15 protein-coding genes and 1 tRNA gene are annotated in these 15100 nt (G+C 67.6%); 4 read left to right on the top strand and 12 right to left on the bottom strand.

The features are described from left to right. Positions 1 to 24: 24 nt before the first annotated feature. From thrB to argS, 5 genes are read right to left on the bottom strand one after another with little or no spacing between them, the layout of a single operon-like run. Positions 25 to 960 (bottom strand): homoserine kinase, encoded by a 936-nt coding sequence (thrB, locus tag AC5Y5B_RS06345; RefSeq protein WP_500004768.1) that lies wholly within the window; start codon positions 958 to 960, stop codon positions 25 to 27. Between the two features lie 41 nt (positions 961 to 1001). Next, positions 1002 to 2084, bottom strand: coding sequence for a threonine synthase (gene thrC / locus AC5Y5B_RS06340; protein WP_112634319.1), 1083 nt, complete (start codon positions 2082 to 2084; stop codon positions 1002 to 1004). Then, on the bottom strand, positions 2081 to 3406 hold the full coding sequence (locus tag AC5Y5B_RS06335) for a homoserine dehydrogenase (protein ID WP_112634318.1): 1326 nt from the start codon (positions 3404 to 3406) through the stop codon (positions 2081 to 2083). The genes thrC and AC5Y5B_RS06335 overlap by 4 nt, the downstream gene beginning before the upstream one ends. 3 nt (positions 3407 to 3409) lie before the next feature. Then, on the bottom strand, positions 3410 to 4828 hold the full coding sequence (lysA, locus tag AC5Y5B_RS06330; RefSeq protein WP_500004400.1) for a diaminopimelate decarboxylase: 1419 nt from the start codon (positions 4826 to 4828) through the stop codon (positions 3410 to 3412). Then, on the bottom strand, positions 4825 to 6477 hold the full coding sequence (gene argS, locus AC5Y5B_RS06325; protein ID WP_500004398.1) for an arginine--tRNA ligase: 1653 nt from the start codon (positions 6475 to 6477) through the stop codon (positions 4825 to 4827). The genes lysA and argS overlap by 4 nt, the downstream gene beginning before the upstream one ends. Positions 6478 to 6604: 127 nt before the next feature. Here argS and AC5Y5B_RS06320 point away from each other — a divergent pair. Then, positions 6605 to 6680, top strand: a tRNA-Arg gene (locus AC5Y5B_RS06320). 58 nt (positions 6681 to 6738) lie between these two features. Here AC5Y5B_RS06320 and AC5Y5B_RS06315 read toward each other — a convergent pair. Together AC5Y5B_RS06315 and AC5Y5B_RS06310 are read right to left on the bottom strand one after the other, a co-directional pair. Beyond that, the gene (locus AC5Y5B_RS06315) at positions 6739 to 7176 is read right to left on the bottom strand and encodes a VOC family protein (protein ID WP_500004396.1); all 438 of its coding nucleotides are present in this window, start codon (positions 7174 to 7176) and stop codon (positions 6739 to 6741) included. A gap of 130 nt (positions 7177 to 7306) precedes the next feature. Beyond that, on the bottom strand, positions 7307 to 7834 hold the full coding sequence (locus AC5Y5B_RS06310) for a nitroreductase family deazaflavin-dependent oxidoreductase (RefSeq protein WP_500004394.1): 528 nt from the start codon (positions 7832 to 7834) through the stop codon (positions 7307 to 7309). Between the two features lie 86 nt (positions 7835 to 7920). Between AC5Y5B_RS06310 and AC5Y5B_RS06305 the strand changes: the two genes are divergently transcribed. After that, entirely contained in the window at positions 7921 to 8616 is a 696-nt protein-coding gene (locus AC5Y5B_RS06305) for a VldE C-terminal domain-containing protein (protein ID WP_240631815.1), read from the top strand. A gap of 206 nt (positions 8617 to 8822) precedes the next feature. Next, on the top strand, positions 8823 to 9110 hold the full coding sequence (locus tag AC5Y5B_RS06300) for a DUF732 domain-containing protein (RefSeq protein WP_500004766.1): 288 nt from the start codon (positions 8823 to 8825) through the stop codon (positions 9108 to 9110). Positions 9111 to 9145: 35 nt separating this feature from the next. Here the strand turns inward: AC5Y5B_RS06300 and AC5Y5B_RS06295 are convergent, their stop codons facing one another. After that, positions 9146 to 9655 (bottom strand): Rv2253 family sensor-like surface protein, encoded by a 510-nt coding sequence (locus AC5Y5B_RS06295; RefSeq protein WP_500004391.1) that lies wholly within the window; start codon positions 9653 to 9655, stop codon positions 9146 to 9148. A gap of 73 nt (positions 9656 to 9728) precedes the next feature. Continuing rightward, on the bottom strand, positions 9729 to 10298 hold the full coding sequence (locus tag AC5Y5B_RS06290; protein WP_205869165.1) for an NUDIX domain-containing protein: 570 nt from the start codon (positions 10296 to 10298) through the stop codon (positions 9729 to 9731). A gap of 33 nt (positions 10299 to 10331) precedes the next feature. Here AC5Y5B_RS06290 and AC5Y5B_RS06285 point away from each other — a divergent pair, with 33 nt between their 5' ends. Then, positions 10332 to 10703, top strand: a complete 372-nt coding sequence (locus AC5Y5B_RS06285; RefSeq protein ID WP_112634313.1) for a nuclear transport factor 2 family protein — start codon at positions 10332 to 10334, stop codon at positions 10701 to 10703. A gap of 26 nt (positions 10704 to 10729) precedes the next feature. On the opposite strand, the gene AC5Y5B_RS06280 is transcribed toward AC5Y5B_RS06285, so the two are convergent. The 3 genes from AC5Y5B_RS06280 to AC5Y5B_RS06270 form a co-directional block, all read right to left on the bottom strand. Continuing rightward, positions 10730 to 11725 (bottom strand): sensor domain-containing protein, encoded by a 996-nt coding sequence (locus tag AC5Y5B_RS06280; protein ID WP_500004388.1) that lies wholly within the window; start codon positions 11723 to 11725, stop codon positions 10730 to 10732. Then, the gene (locus tag AC5Y5B_RS06275; RefSeq protein WP_500004386.1) at positions 11722 to 12288 is read right to left on the bottom strand and encodes a hypothetical protein; all 567 of its coding nucleotides are present in this window, start codon (positions 12286 to 12288) and stop codon (positions 11722 to 11724) included. The genes AC5Y5B_RS06280 and AC5Y5B_RS06275 overlap by 4 nt, the downstream gene beginning before the upstream one ends. 215 nt (positions 12289 to 12503) lie before the next feature. Beyond that, entirely contained in the window at positions 12504 to 15092 is a 2589-nt protein-coding gene (locus tag AC5Y5B_RS06270; RefSeq protein ID WP_500004384.1) for a hypothetical protein, read from the bottom strand. Positions 15093 to 15100: the final 8 nt, after the last annotated feature.

Below are 15100 nucleotides of genomic sequence, written 5' to 3'. Positions count from 1 at the left end.
CAAACCCTCCGGCCACGCCGTGGATCAACCGACGACGGTGACCCCCGGGTTCCAGCGAACAGGTTCGCCAGCCGTCATTTTGGTGATGGCAAATCCGTGCGCCGCCCCGTACTCCGCCACTTCCGCAGGCAACTCCGACGCCGTGGTCAGCGCGATCAACGATGGTCCGGCCCCGGAGAGAGTCGTCGCAACGTTATGACGCCGCAGCAGCCGCAAATATTCCGCCGACGCCGGCATGGCCGGTGCGCGCTGCGGCTGGTGCAGCACGTCTTCGGTTGCCGCCATGAGCAGGTCGGGGCGCTCGGTGAGCGCTACTACCAGCAACGCCGCCCGGCTGACGTTGAAGCGGGCGTCCTCGTGGCTGACCTGCGCGGGCAGCAGCACGCGGGTCTCCGCGGTCAGCGAGCGTTCCTCGGGAATCGCGGAGTACAGACGGATGTCGGGGTGCAGTCGCAGCGGCACCGCCGCGTACTGGGGGCGATCGCCACCGCGGTCCACCCACGACACCACCGCGCCGCCCAGGACGGCGGCCGCCGCGTTGTCGGGATGACCCTCGAACTCCGAGGACAGCTGAATCAATTGGGTCTCGCTGAGCGGGTTCCAATCCGTCTGTGCGACAAGGCCGTTGGCGGCAGCCAGGCCACCGACCACCGCGGCCGCCGAGGAGCCGAGGCCGCGCGAATGCGGGATGGCGTTGCGGCAACGCACCACCAGACCCGGCGCGCGAACCCCGACCGCACGCAACCCACATTCCAGGGCGCGCACCACCAGGTGTTCCGGGCCGACCGGCAGCTGGCCCGCCCCCTCGCCTTCGACCAGCACAACCAAACCGGAATCGGTTGTCTCGACGATGATTTCGTCGTACAGGCTCAACGCCAGGCCGATGCTGTCGAAGCCGGGGCCGAGGTTGGCGCTGGACGCCGACACCACGGCGCTGGCCACCAGCCCGACGGGCAGCATCGGGGTCATCAACAGCCCTTCGTCGCGAGCGCGCACATGTGTCAGGCCAGCCCCAGCTTTTCGACCACCAGGACGGGATCCACCGGCAGCGGGGTCACGGTCGGCATGTCCCGCAGCGCGGTGTCGGGGTCCTTGAGGCCGTTGCCGGTCACCGTGCACACGACCGTCGACCCGCGGGCCACCCAGCCGTCGTCGACAGCCTTGAGCAGCCCGGCGATGCTGGCCGCCGAGGCGGGTTCGACGAACACGCCCTCGGACTCGGCCACCAGGTGATAGGCGGCCAGGATCTCTTCGTCGGTCGCGGCCAGGAAGCGGCCATTCGATTGCTGCTGCGCGTCGACGGCCGCCGTCCACGAGGCGGGCGCGCCGATGCGGATCGCGGTCGCGATGGTCTCCGGGTTCTTGACCGGCGCGCCGTGCACCAGCGGGGCCGCACCGGCCGCCTGGGTGCCCAGCATGCGCGGCAACTTCTCGATCAAGCCTTCGTGGTGATACTCGGTGTATCCCTTCCAGTACGCGGTGATGTTGCCCGCGTTGCCGACCGGCAGGGCGTGCACGTCGGGCGCGGTTCCCAGGGCGTCGACGATCTCGAACGCCGCCGTCTTCTGACCCTCGATGCGCACCGGGTTGACCGAATTGACCAACGCGATCGTCGGAAAATCGGCGGCCATCTTGCGGGCCAACTCCAGGCAGTCGTCGAAGTTGCCGTCGATCTGAATGATCTTGGCGCCGTGCATCACCGCCTGCGCCAGCTTGCCCATCGCGATCTTGCCCTGCGGTATGAGCACCGCGCAGGTGATGCCGGCGCGCGCCGCGTAGGCCGCCGCGGACGCCGAGGTGTTTCCGGTCGACGCGCACAGCACCGCCTGCTGGCCGCGCGCCAGCGCATCGGTGACCGCCATCGTCATGCCCCGGTCCTTGAAGGAGCCGGTGGGATTGAGGCCTTCGACCTTCAGATGCACGTTGCAGCCGGTCTTTTCCGAGATCCGGCCCGCCGCGATCAGCGGGGTACCGCCCTCGAGCAGGGTGACCGGGGTCCAGTCGTCGCCCACGGGTAACCGGTCCCGGTATGCCTCGATGAGACCCGGCCACGGTTTGTGGACGGCGGTTCGCGGGGCGCTCATAGGGTGGTCCCTTCCAGTCGCAGCACGCTGGTCACGCTCTGCACGACATCCAAATCGGCCAGCGCCTCCACGGTTTCGGACAGCGCGGCATCCGTGGCGCGGTGGGTGACCACGACGATACGGGCGCCCACCCGCCGTCCGCCCTCGTCCGCGACGCCTTCCTGACGAACTTCGGCGATGCTCACCTCGCGCTTGGCGAATTCGGCCGCGACCGAGGACAGCACGCCGGGCTTGTCGGCGACATTCATGCTGACGTAATAGCGCGTGGAGATGAAACCCATTGGTGCGATCGGAAGTTGGGCGTACTTGGATTCCTTCGGCCCGCGGCTGCCCAGCACCCGGTTGCGTGCGGCCATCACCATGTCGCCGGCCACCGCGGAGGCCGTCGGCGCCCCGCCGGCGCCCTGGCCGTAGAACATCAGCCGGCCGGAGGCCTTGGCCTCGACCACCACCGCGTTGAACGCGCCGTTGACGGTGGCCAGCGGGTGCGAGAGCGGCACCAGCGCCGGATAGACGCGCGCCGAAACCCGCTCTTGGCCACCGTCGGTCGTGATGCGCTCGCAGATGGACAGCAGCTTGATGGTGCAGCCGAGGGCACGGGCCGACTCGAAGTCGGCCGGGGTGACCTTGGTGATGCCCTCCCGGTAGACGTCGTCGGCGGTCACCCGGGTGTGAAAGGCGATGGACGCCAGAATCGCGGCCTTGGCCGCCGCGTCGTAGCCCTCGACGTCGGCGGTGGGGTCGGCCTCGGCGTAGCCCAGCGCGCCGGCTTCGGCCAGCGCGGTGTCGTAGTCGGCGCCGGTGCTGTCCATCGCGGACAAGATGTAATTGGTGGTGCCGTTGACGATCCCGGCCACCCGCAGCACCGTGTCACCGGCCAGCGACTGCGTGAGCGGGCGGATGACCGGGATGGCGCCGGCGACGGCCGCCTCGAAATACAGGTCCACGTGCGCGCTTTCGGCGGCCTGCGCCAGTTCACCCGTGGAGGTGGCCAGCAGCGCCTTGTTCGCCGTGACGACCGATTTACCGTGCTCGAGCGCGCACAGGATGGCCTTGCGCGCCGGTTCCACCGGCCCCATCAGTTCCACGACGATGTCGACGTCGTCGCGCGCGGCGAGCTCTTCGATGTCGTCGGTGAGCAGCTCGACGGGGACACCCCGGTCGTCGGCGACGCGGCGCACTCCGACGCCGCGCAACACCAGGGGCGCGCCGACACGGGCGGCGAGGTCATCGGCGCTGTCCTCGATGATCCGGACAACTTCGCTGCCGACGTTGCCCAATCCGAGTACCGCTACGCCGACCGGCTTTTCGTCACGGGGCACAGTTCACCTCACTTCCAGACTCAGGAGATCGTCGACCGTCTCGCGACGCAGGACCAGACGCGCGCGGCCGTCGCGAACCGCGACGACGGCGGGACGGCAGATCATGTTGTAGCGACTCGACAAGGAATAGCAGTAGGCGCCGGTGGCGGCCACCCCAATGAGATCACCGGGCCGCAGATCGCCGGGAACCCAGGTGTCGCGCACCACGATATCGCCGCTCTCGCAATGCTTTCCGACGATGCGGGCCAGCTCCGCCGGCGCATCGCTGAGCCGTGAGACCAGCCGGGCGTCGTACTGCGCGTCATAGAGCGCGGTGCGGATGTTGTCGCTCATGCCGCCGTCGACGCTGACGTAGCGCCGGTGTGCGGTGGCGCTCACGTCGACGTCCTTGACGGTGCCCACCTCGTAGAGCGTGATGGTGCCGGGCCCGGCGATCGCGCGCCCGGGCTCGACCACCAGCCGTGGGGTCGGCAGCCCGACGGCCGCCGACTCGTTCCGCACGATCGCACCCAGCTTGGCGGCCAACTCATTCATCGGCGGCGGATCGTCGACGGCGAGGTACGAGATACCAAGCCCCCCACCGAGATCCACGGTGGAGATCTGTGCGGCCTTGTCGACACCGAACCGTTCCACGGCGTCGTGCAGCAGGCCGATGACCCGGCGCGCGGCGATTTCGAAGCCGGCGACGTCGAAGATCTGCGACCCGATGTGACTGTGCAGACCCACCAGCCGCAGGTGCTGCGTCTCGAACACCTTGCCCACGGCGTCCAGGGCCGCACCGCTGGCCAACGACAGGCCGAACTTCTGGTCCTCGTGTGCGGTGGAGATGAACTCGTGGGTGTGCGCCTCGACACCGACCGTGAGACGAACGAAGACGTCCTGGACGATGCCCGCCTCCGCCGCGATGGCATCGAGACGCTCGATCTCGAGCATCGAGTCCAAAACGACATGGCCGACACCGGCTTTGACCGCCGCCGTCAGCTCGGCGACGGATTTGTTGTTGCCGTGGAAGGTGATTCGCTCCGGCGGGAAGTTTGCGTGCAACGCGACGGCCAGCTCACCGCCGGTGCAGACGTCGAGCGACAGCCCTTCTTCGTCGATCCAGCGCGCGATCTCGCTGCACAGGAACGCCTTGGCGGCATAGTGCACGTTCTTGCCGCCACCGAAGGCCGACGCGATCTCGCGACAGCGGGACCGAAAGTCGTCCTCGTCGATGACGAACAGCGGGGTGCCGTACTCCTGGGCGAGGTCGGTCACCGCGACGCCCGCGATGCTGGCGACCCCATCGTCGTTGCGAACGGTGCTGCGCGGCCATACGTTCGGCGCCAGCAGCAGCAACTCCTCGGGGGATTGTGGCCGAAGCGGGCTCTCGGCGTGGCGGGTCTCTTCGGCGTGCCGAGGACCGGCGGGATGAACGTTCACATTCGCTCCGGAGCGGTGACGCCCAGGATCGCCAGACCGTTGGCGATCACCTGGCGGGTGGCCTGGCACAGCGCCAGGCGCGCGGTGTGCAGGTCGGTCGGTTGCTCGTCGCCCTGCGGCAAGACACGGCACGAGTCGTAGAACCGGTGGTAGTCGCCGGCGAGGTCTTCCAGGTACCGGCACACCCGGTGGGGTTCGCGCAAGGTCGCCGCGGTGCCGAGCACTCGCGGGAATTCGCCGAGGGTCCGCAGCAGCGTCCCCTCCTTGTCGTGGCTGAGCAGCTCGAGGTGGCCGGTGTCGGGGATCAGGCCGAGCTCGGCGGCGTTGCGGGCCAGCGCCGAGAGCCGGGCATGCGCGTATTGCACGTAGTAGACCGGGTTTTCGTTGGACGCCGACGACCACAACGCAAGGTCGATGTCGATCGGGGTGTCGACGGAGGAACGAATCAGGCTGTAGCGCGCGGCGTCGACGCCGATCGCCTCCACCAGGTCGTCCAGCGTGATCACCGTTCCGGCCCGCTTGCTCATCCGGACCGGCTGGCCGTCGCGGACCAGGTTGACCATCTGGCCGATGAGCACCTCGACGGCCGCTGGGTCGTCGCCAAACGCCGCCGCCACCGCCTTGAGCCGGGCGATGTAACCGTGGTGGTCGGCCCCGAGCATGTAGATGGCCAGGTCGAAGCCGCGCTGGCGCTTGTCCAGGTAGTAGGCGATGTCACCGGCGATGTAGGCGGGCTTGCCGTCGCTCTTGATGACGACACGGTCCTTGTCGTCGCCAAAGGCGCTGGTGCGCAACCACGTTGCGCCGTCCTTCTCGTAGATGTTGCCCGTTTCGCGCAGTTTGGCGATGGCTTCCTCGACCAGGCCCTTGGTGTGCATCGAGTCTTCGTGGGTGTAGACGTCGAAGTCGGTGCCGAACTCGTGCAACGACTCCTTGATATGGGTGAACATCAGGTCGACGCCGATTTCGCGGAAGGTCTCCCGCATTTCGCCGTCGGGCAGGCTCAGCGCGTCGGGCGCCTTGCGCAACACCTGAGCCGCGATGTCGTTGATGTAGGCGCCCGCGTACCCGTCCTCCGGGGTGGGGTCGCCCTTGGCCGCGGCGATCAGCGAGCTGGCGAATCGGTCGATCTGGGCGCCGTGGTCGTTGAAATAGTATTCGCGGGTGACGGCGGCCCCCTGCGTGGTGAGCAGCCGGCCCAGCGCGTCGCCGACGGCGGCCCAGCGGGTGCCGCCGATGTGGATCGGCCCGGTCGGGTTGGCCGACACGAATTCGAGGTTGATGTTGCGCCCGGCCAAGCCGTCCGAATGGCCGAAGCGGTCGCCGGCGTCGATCACGTTGGTGACGACGACGGCCTGCGCCGACGCCTCGAGGCGCAGGTTGATGAAGCCCGGTCCGGCCACCTCCGCCGACGCGATGCCGTCGGCCCGGGCCAGCGCCTCGGCGAGCCATCCGGCCAGCTCACGGGGGTTGGCGCCGACCTTCTTACCCAGCTGCAGCGCCAGGTTGCTGGCGTAATCGCCGTGCTCGGGATTGCGGGGACGCTCCACGGTGACGGTCGGCGGCAACGCGGCAGCGTCGAGCCCGCGCTCGGCGAGCACCGCGGCGGCGGTGGTTCTGAGCAGCTCAGCCAGGTCAGCGGGGGTCACGAGCGTCCATCCTATTGGCTGGGGTGCTCCCACCCCGAATCCATTGCGGTGGCAGGGTGGCCGCTTGGATGCGTTAGTCTGTCCGTGCTTGTTCGAAAGCCCCATGGCGCAACAGGTATGTCGGTGCGCCCCCGTAGCTCAGGGGATAGAGCGTCTGCCTCCGGAGCAGAAGGCCGCAGGTTCGAATCCTGCCGGGGGCACCACGCAAAACACCGCCTGACCTCGACGAAGGTCTAGCCACACCCCCAGTGGGATCGGCCGTTAGGCCTTCTTCAGGTCCTCGGCGAGCATCACAAGGATGTCGCTGGGACCGCGGACGTAGGTGAGCTTGTAGGCGTCCTCGTAAGTCGCCACGCCACGAAGCGGACGGCAGCCGTGCCTCGCGGCAATTTCGAGGGCTTTGTCGAGGTCATCAACCGAGAACGCGACGCGGTGCATGCCGATCTCGTTGGGACGAGTGGGCTTCGACTCAATCGCTTTGGGATGGATGTACTCGAAGAGCTCGAGGCGTCCATGACCGTCCGGCGTCTGAAGCATCGCAATGTTTGCGTGGTTGCCATCGAGGCCGACGGCAGTGTCGGTCCACTCGCCGCGGACGGTGTCGCGGCCGACGACCGTGAGACCAAGATCGGTGAAGAACGCGATCGTTGCATCGAGGTCACGCACGGCGATGCCGACGTTCTCGAGTTTGATGGCCATGCGGTGCATCGTATCGAGCGGGGCCTCTCACGGCCGACCTAGTTCACGCCGGCGGTCGGTCGCCCCACCCCGGCTTCTCGGGTGGCCCGACCTCGGCTTCACGTCCGGTCGACTTGCCTGTGTCGCCGTGTCATGAGGCCGACCCTTGTTTGTGTTGAGAGCTTCGCGCCAGCACGAACGCCTCGATGTGTCGATCTTTCGCCCGCACCTCGTACTTGTGCCAGCCTGGATACAGCTCGAGTCCTTTGGCCCAGATCTCGTCGCGCTCCCGTGGCGTCGCGAGCCGCGCGGTGGCATTCCAGGCGTCACGGCCGATCGTGACCGTCGCTTCCGGGTGGGCCTTGAGATTGTGGTACCAGGCCGGATGCTTGCTGCCACCGAAGTTGGACGCAATGAGGGCCAGGCCGTCCGGATGCGGGATCCCGTACACGGCGACGGTGCGCGACGCACCGGATTTGGCGCCCGTGGTGGTGAGCAAGACCGCCGGGATGCCAGTCGCGACCTCGGCGAAGCTTTTCCGTCCTCCGGTGGCCTTGGCGACGAGGCGGTCGAGGTGGTGGGCCGTCGGGCGCAATAGCGCCGCGCCCACGGTCGTCGACGCGAAGCGGCGCATCGTTCGGTGAAAGGCATTCGCATCGTCGAACGACCGCCCGGCCATGGTGTCATTCTGGTCCGCTCGCCCGCGCTGGACAAGCAACGTGAAAACGGGCCCCACGCGTCACAGACGACATTAAGCTGCTGGTCGTGGCCGTGAAGGTGTTCGCGAACGGGCGGGGGCGATGGCTGGCGATCGCGGCATCGCTCGTCGTCTCCGCGGCCATGATCCACGCGCAGGGCACCAAGACGCGCTGCTGCGTCGAAACGCCCGCGGCGGCCCCGGGTCCGATCACCCCCAGCGCGACGGCGCCTGTGCCGCCCGCCAGCGCGCCGCGCCCGGCCAGCCCGGCCGAGATCGAGTCGCTGACGGCCCTGGCACCGCCGGCCCCGTCCGCCGGCCAGCAATTCCAGCTCGCCTTGCCGCACAGCGTGGGATCCGAAGAACGGTTGCAGGTCAAGACCATCTGGGCGGCCCGCGTCATCACCGTGCTCTTCCCCCAGATCAAGACCATCTACGGCTACCGCGAGGACCCGTTGCCGTGGCATCCCAACGGGCTGGCGATCGACGTGATGATCCCCAATTACCACTCCCCCGAAGGCATCGAGCTCGGCAACCAGATCGCCGGTTACGCCCTGGCGAACGCGAAACGGTGGGGCATCAACCACGTGATCTGGCGACAGAAGATCTACCCGGGCGTCGGCGGGGGCAACTGGATGGCCGACCTGGGTTCGGAGACCGCCGACCACTACGACCACGTCCATATCGCGACCGGCGGGGGCGGCTACCCGAGCGGGCACGAAACCTATTACATCGCCTCGATGACTCCAGCTCCGCCGGACTGATCCGCCGGGCCACTACCCGGCACCGGGTTTGAGTTGGTTGCCACGGCAATCGCCTTCGATTGCCGATGCAGGACATAGTTGCCCAGTGATGGCTTGCCAGCTTTTGCTGTTCGCCGCGCAATCGCAGACGGAGCGCCGCATAATGAGCCCGTTATCACCATCCCTGACGAGAAGGAGCCGAGATGAAGGCTGTTTGCGGGCTGCGCATGTTGTGTATTCCGGCGGTCGTTGCTGCCGCGTTAACGGCAGGTAGCGGGGTCGCCGCCGCCGACGATGACGGATACCTGGGTCAACTGAAGAAGATCGGCGTCGTGTGGCAACCGGGCGGCGAAGGCACGCTGATCTCGCTGGGCCACGCCATCTGCTCGGATCGCGCCGCGGGCAAGACTCCCGACGAGCTGGCCACCGATGTCCATTCCGGGTTGAACAGTTCCTTCAACTACGGGGACGCGACGGCCATCGTGAGCGCGGCGGAATCCAACTACTGCCCCTGATCAATCTCTGAGGCGCCGCCCTGACGGCGTCTCCGTCATGCCGGCGCGGCGGCGAACGCCGCCACCGGCATTTCGACGGACCCACCGCAGGGCCCGCCGCTGATATCGGTGTGCCAGGTGCCACGCAACGATCCGTCCGCCTGCGGTGTGTAGAACGCCCACGACCGTGCCGGTGCCCACACCTTCGGAATCCCTTCGCCCATATAGCAATCCCATTGGAAGTCGAAGCGCTCGACCCACTTGGCGCCGTCCCACGTGTAATGCGAAGGCCGGGGCAACGTCGGGTTTTTGGGCGCGGGCCCGTTCGTGGCGGTGGCGACGCACCGGCCCGACGAGCACGCGGTGGTGAAGACGTAATCGGCACTGAAGGTCGGTTCGGCCTGTTTGGCGGCGACGCTGGTGCCGGATTTACCGGCCGCATACCTCACCAATGAATATTTGCCGCTCCACGATGGCGACATCGCGTGGACAGACACGCCGGATGCGCCCACGACCCACGCGGTGACGGCAGTGAGCACCGCACCTACCCGAGACGTCGGCCGCATTGCGTCAATGGTGGACGTTCGATGACGCGGCCCGATCTCGGCGCGGACACGATCGCGGTGCCGTCGCGCCGATTCACCCCGCTCGCAACAGGAACAGCGCGTAGGCGGCCACCGACTGCGCGTCGACGATGACTCCCTCGCGAATCATCTGTTCGACCTCGTCGCGCGAGAACCACGCGCTGCGCATGTCCTGCTCCTCGTGCTCGCGCTCGACTTCCCCTTCGGCGATCCCGGTGGCCAGAAACACCCAACCCCGCTGACTGGTCATTCCCGGTGCGACGTCGAGCTGGCCGATCGCCTCGAACGACGTTGCGCGCAACCCGGTTTCCTCCCGTAGCTCGCGCGCGGCGAGCTCGGCCGGTTCGGCGTCGGCCAATTCGGGAGCGGTGCCTTGGGGAAATTCCCAACGCCGCTCGCCGAGGGGATAGCGAAACTGCTCGACCAGCCGGAAGCGGCGCCCGTCATAAGGCATCACGAGTGCATAGGCCGGCTTGTCGACGACGCCGTAGATACCCTGGCTGCCGTCCGGGCGGCGGATGTCGTCCTCACGCAGCACCATCCACTGGTTGCGGTAGATCTCGCGGCTCGCGAGGCGTTCGATAAAAGTCACGCCGCCAGTATTGCCGCGAATACCGCAACGCATACGGTGGCAACGGCTAGGAGTAGCGTCCGAGCCATGCCGTCCCCAGAAGCCATCACCGAGACCGTCAATCGCTACCTCGCGCTGGTCGCCACGGGTACCGCCGACGACATCGTGGCGCTCTACGCCGACGACGCCACCATCGAGGACCCGATCGGGTCCGACATCCGCCGCGGAAAGGACGCCATCCGGACCTTCTATGCGGGATTTCAGGACGCGAAGAAGGACACCGAGCTCGCCGAAATACGGATCGGCGGCAGCGAAGCCGCCTTCTTGTGGCATCTCACGCTCGACGCCGGCGACAGCAGCACCCGGATCTCGCCCATTTCGACGATGTCGTTCGACGGGGACGCCAAGATCACCTCGATGCGCGCGTTCTGGTCACCTGCAGACGTTCGGGTCTTGTAGATCCACCAATCCTGTTGGCAGCCTGGTCAACTCGGGATACGGCCCAGGATGCCCTGCACGAGGGTGGTGGCGTCGTCGCCGAGATCGCGTCCGATGACGTCGACGTCGACCACGACGTTGGCCTTGGCCGCCAGGGCCCGCAATGCGCTGGTGTGCTGGCCGCCGACATCGGTGGTCCGCCCGTTGTCCTGCACCGTCCCCAGGGTGCTGCGCACCGAGGTCACCGGCCCGGTCTGCGCCGGTGTTCCGACGCTGTAGATGCCGGAGATGCCGCCGTGCGAGTAGGTCAATTGCTTGCCGGCGCAACCGTTGATTTGGTTGACGGCGTTGGTGACGAAACCCTTTGCGGCCGCGGCGTTGTCGAACGTCGCGACGAACTCCGAAACCCCGTGCGGGAAACCGTTGGTGTGCTGGCCCAGGTCCACGCCGTAGATGGCGCGATAACCGCTGTCACGATAGGACGCCGTCAAGCCGTTGAACACCGCCTCGGTGCATTCGGGGGGATCGAAGCTGTCACCGGGCTGCAGTTCGTGCGTTTGCGTCCAGGTCTTGTTGACGTACATGCCCGGCGCCTTGATGAGACCGGCGACGTCTTCGCCGGTGAGCACCAGCGACTGCAGGCCTTCGGCCGTCACCGACGGTTCGGGCGGCGCCGAGGCGGTGGCGGTCGGCTTCGCCGCACCCGCGGCGGTGGTGCCCCCGGAATGCGCCGTCGACTGGCCAGTCTGCTTGTCACCCAGCGTCGTCCACAGCACCAGCGCCACCACGGCGATCACGGTGAAGGCGTACGACAGCGTCAGTCCGACCAGCGCGCGATTGCGGCCGCGCTCACCCCGCCGACGAATGTCTTTGAGGGCGAAGTGCCCCAACACGACTCCCACCGGTGCCAGCAGAAAGGCGAACATGACCGACAGCGTCGCCAGCGTGTTCACTTCCTCGGAGGGCGGGGCGGGCGGCGGTGGCTGCGGGGCGCCCGGGTCGAACGGATTGGGCCAACTGGGGCCCGGCCAGCTAGCCGTCATGAGAACGGGTCGTAGTCAGGGTCATTCGCGGGCGTCCTCCGCGGCGGTGCGGAACCGGCCGGCGGTTGCGGAGGCGCCGGGGGTTGATGCGGCGCGGGTGGCGGAAAGGCGACGTGTTGCGGAAAGGTCGATGCGGGAACGGGTTTAGGGCCGCTCTGCCGGAAGTACGCGTTGGAGTCCGGCAGCGCGAGCAACGCGGCGGCGGCGGCCGAGACGATGATCGTCACCACCGCGCCCACGTGCAGCAACTGACCGAACCACGCCACCGACTCCCCCGGGTCGACAACGAAAATCGCTGCGCCCGAGGCTAATCCAAGACCGCAGACGACCCATGTCACGACTCGGGCCCCGCTGCGTCCGCGATCGTCGAGCACACCCAGTGACACCACCAACGCGGCGACGACGATCAATCCGGCGGCCGCGGCGACCAGCGCCGGGCCCGACGTGCTACCGCGTGCACGGAAATCCGAAATCGCCACCAGCACGGCGATCGCCGCCGCCACCAGCAGGGCGGCGATGCCGGCGAACACGTAGCTGCCGAAGAACACGGTGGCCGGGGACACACCCGCGGCCGGCCTGGCCGACGGCGCCGGCGCCGCGGGCGGCCGCGGTTTTCCGGGGGGCGGCGCGACAGGCGGTGGCTGCCCCGCGGATGGTCGAGGCGCGGCGGGTGGCGGCGGCAGGCCGGGCGAGGCCGGCGGGGCCCACGAGGGCGTGGGCGAAACCGGTTCGGGGCTAAAGGGATCGAAGAAGGGATCCTGGGAGTGGTCTGACACCGTCAGCGCCTCCCCGGCAAGCCGGCGGTCCGCCTGCGCCGCCACCACAGCGCACCCCCGACACCGATCCAGGCGGCCAACGGCAGCACGATCGCGGCGTACATGAGCGGGCTCAGCGACGTCCCGAAAACCGACTTCGGCATCGGGATGAGCACTCCCGGATCGCCTTTCCATACCTGGCTCATGGGTCGCGCACTGGTCAGGCCGCCCAGCCACACCTGCTGCGCTGAACTCTGCTGCGCCGAACTCTGCAGCCGCGGCCCGAACAGCGAGCCGCTTGCGGTTGCAGGCAGCGTCGGATGGTCTTTGGCGAAATCCTTCGGCGACATGTTGACCATCGGGATGTTGGTGAAGTCGACGCCGCCGATGGTCAGCTTCCAGGTGGTGCGGTCCCCGGTCTGCCAGGTGTAGGTCGCGTCGCCCTCGTAGAAGGACTTGCGATAACGGTTGAAGAGTTCCTGCGGGTTGAACGGTTCCTTGGTGGTCCAGGCGTCGATGTTGCCCGAATCGACGATCTTCGAGTAGGCGGTGGGCTTGGTGGCGCTGCGCTGCCGGTACCACTCGGCGGCGATCCGGCTGGCATAGACGCGGCGCAGGTCGGCGTACTCGGGCGCGTGGTTCACCTCGTCGACGATCTTCGGCAAAATCATCGTCCGGTACAGATCGTCGTTTTGGCGGGTGATCGCCGCATCCTGGGCCGGACAGCCGATGCCCGGCTTCAAGTCCATCCCCTCGATCTCGAGTTTCACATCCAGCGGGGCGTCCAAGATGTACATGGAGTCGCCCTGCGTGGACACGCTGGCCGGCAACGGGATGATCCACTTCCGTTGCGGGGAAAAGCATTTGGAGCCTTTCAACGCGTCCAAGAATTGGCGGCCGTCCGGCGTTGCGGGGTCGACCAGCTTCGCGGTGGCCTGCTTCATGGTGTAGTCGGCTTCCAGCAGGATCCGCCCGGCGTCGGTGCGACCGAACTGCGCGTCGATGATGCGGTCCGGTTCGTTCGGGTTGAGGTTCACCGTGAACGCCGAGGTTGGTAGCGCCAGCCAGACGAAGAACGAGTCGGAAGCCATGTAGGCGTTGGTATTACCGCCGAACGACGGCGCACCGCCGGTTTGCGTATTGGCGGCAAAGGAATACTGCACACCGTTGCCGTTGAGGTCGGTGTCGGAGATGTAGCGCAGCTGCAGCGTGGAGAAATCGACGCCGCCCAGCACTCCGCCGATCCCGCTGGAAACGGCGCTGACGCCGCTCGCGGCGCCGCCCCCGATCCCACTGGCCACGCCGCCGACGATTCCCCCGGTCACCGCGCCGGCGATGCCGCTGACTAGGCCACCCGTGACGTTGGCCAAAACCGTGGCAGCGCCGCCCGTAGCGGCGCCGATGATGCCGGCGACGGTGTTGGCCGCCGTCACGCCTGCGAGGACTCCGGCGTCGACGATTGGGCCAACAACGGCTCCCGGATTGATCGGCATCGGGCCGGCCGCCGGCTTGGGCGCTTGGGGGGCAGGGACCGGTCGGGGCGCTTGCGGTGCGGGGACCGAACCGGGTGCTTGCTGTGCCGGGGCGGGGGCGGGAGCCGAACCGGGCGCCTGCTGTGCCGGGGCCGGCGCTTGCTGTCCCGGGGCGGGAGCCGGGGCCGAACCGGGTGCTTGCTGGCCCGGGGCGGGAGCCGGCGCCGAGGCGGGCACCGACTCCGGTACCGACTCGGGATCCTGGGCCGCCTGTTCAATGTCCATGTCGGCGTTGACCTGCCCTGAGACAAAGGCCTGTTCGATCGCCTGGGCCGGCGAGTCCGGAGATGCGCCGGTGGTTTGATCGGCACCCCCGTTGACCGGGTTCTGCCCGCCGCTGGCGAGGACGGCTTTCCCCGACGGGTCGGGTACACCCACCGTCGGGTAATACCGGACGAATAGCCGGTCGGACGCGCCCAGGCCCTGAGCGGCAGCCAGCATGGCTTGAAGCGTCGCCGGAGGAGGCTTGTCCGGGAAGATGTACACCACCCGACGACCGGTCTGTTGCGCGATGCGTAGGAAGTCTTCGAGCTGTGCCTTGTCGACGGCCCCGGTCTTGATCTCGACGATTTCTTGGTCGTTGTGGAAGTCAGGGCGGCGGTTGATTGAGGTGCCCTTGATCTTCCGGTTGCGTATGTAACCGTTTTCGGTCAACTTCAGCTCTTGATCGAGCGCGGTTTCGAAGCTGGTGCCGGTGTTGCGATTGTTGAAGGCGCGGACGTATGCGTCGCGATAATCCGCCCAGCTCAACGGATTCGCCACAGCCGGCGCCCGCTGGTTCTGATAGACCAACCAACTCTTGTAGAGATGTTGCTCGGTGCCGGCTTTGTACTTGCCCTTGGTATTGATATCGATCAAGGCCGCGCGGCTCGGTGCGGGTAGTGCAGAGAGGCCGTTGGCTGACGGAAAGGTATAGGTGAGGGGGGTCTTGCCGGGCGGCGGATCCTGGTCGGCGGAATACCCGGGCAGTTTCGGGGTGGGATCTGCTGCGGCCTGCGCGATGGGCATGAGCAGGGCGACAAGTGCCAGGGCCAGGACGGTCGCGACCAGACGCCGCGATATCAGCCAAAGCCCCACCATTTGCCAAC

Source organism: Mycobacterium sp. NGS33 (assembly GCF_059812885.1).
The sequence above is the reverse complement of the archived record's forward strand: the minus strand, read 5'-3'. Positions and strand labels throughout refer to the sequence as shown.

What these genes read in the sequence shown, in the direction of transcription:
- thrB (WP_500004768.1), bottom strand. Translation starts at nt 960, where the DNA reads ATGCTGCCCGTCGGGCTGGTGGCCAGCGCCGTGGTGTCGGCGTCCAGC.
- thrC (WP_112634319.1), bottom strand. Translation starts at nt 2,084, where the DNA reads ATGAGCGCCCCGCGAACCGCCGTCCACAAACCGTGGCCGGGTCTCATC.
- AC5Y5B_RS06315 (WP_500004396.1), bottom strand. Translation starts at nt 7,176, where the DNA reads ATGGCCATCAAACTCGAGAACGTCGGCATCGCCGTGCGTGACCTCGAT.
- AC5Y5B_RS06310 (WP_500004394.1), bottom strand. Translation starts at nt 7,834, where the DNA reads ATGGCCGGGCGGTCGTTCGACGATGCGAATGCCTTTCACCGAACGATG.
- AC5Y5B_RS06300 (WP_500004766.1), top strand. Translation starts at nt 8,823, where the DNA reads ATGTTGTGTATTCCGGCGGTCGTTGCTGCCGCGTTAACGGCAGGTAGC.
- AC5Y5B_RS06295 (WP_500004391.1), bottom strand. Translation starts at nt 9,655, where the DNA reads ATGCGGCCGACGTCTCGGGTAGGTGCGGTGCTCACTGCCGTCACCGCG.
- AC5Y5B_RS06290 (WP_205869165.1), bottom strand. Translation starts at nt 10,298, where the DNA reads ATGCGTTGCGGTATTCGCGGCAATACTGGCGGCGTGACTTTTATCGAA.
- AC5Y5B_RS06285 (WP_112634313.1), top strand. Translation starts at nt 10,332, where the DNA reads ATGCCGTCCCCAGAAGCCATCACCGAGACCGTCAATCGCTACCTCGCG.
- AC5Y5B_RS06280 (WP_500004388.1), bottom strand. Translation starts at nt 11,725, where the DNA reads ATGACGGCTAGCTGGCCGGGCCCCAGTTGGCCCAATCCGTTCGACCCG.
- AC5Y5B_RS06270 (WP_500004384.1), bottom strand. Translation starts at nt 15,092, where the DNA reads ATGGTGGGGCTTTGGCTGATATCGCGGCGTCTGGTCGCGACCGTCCTG.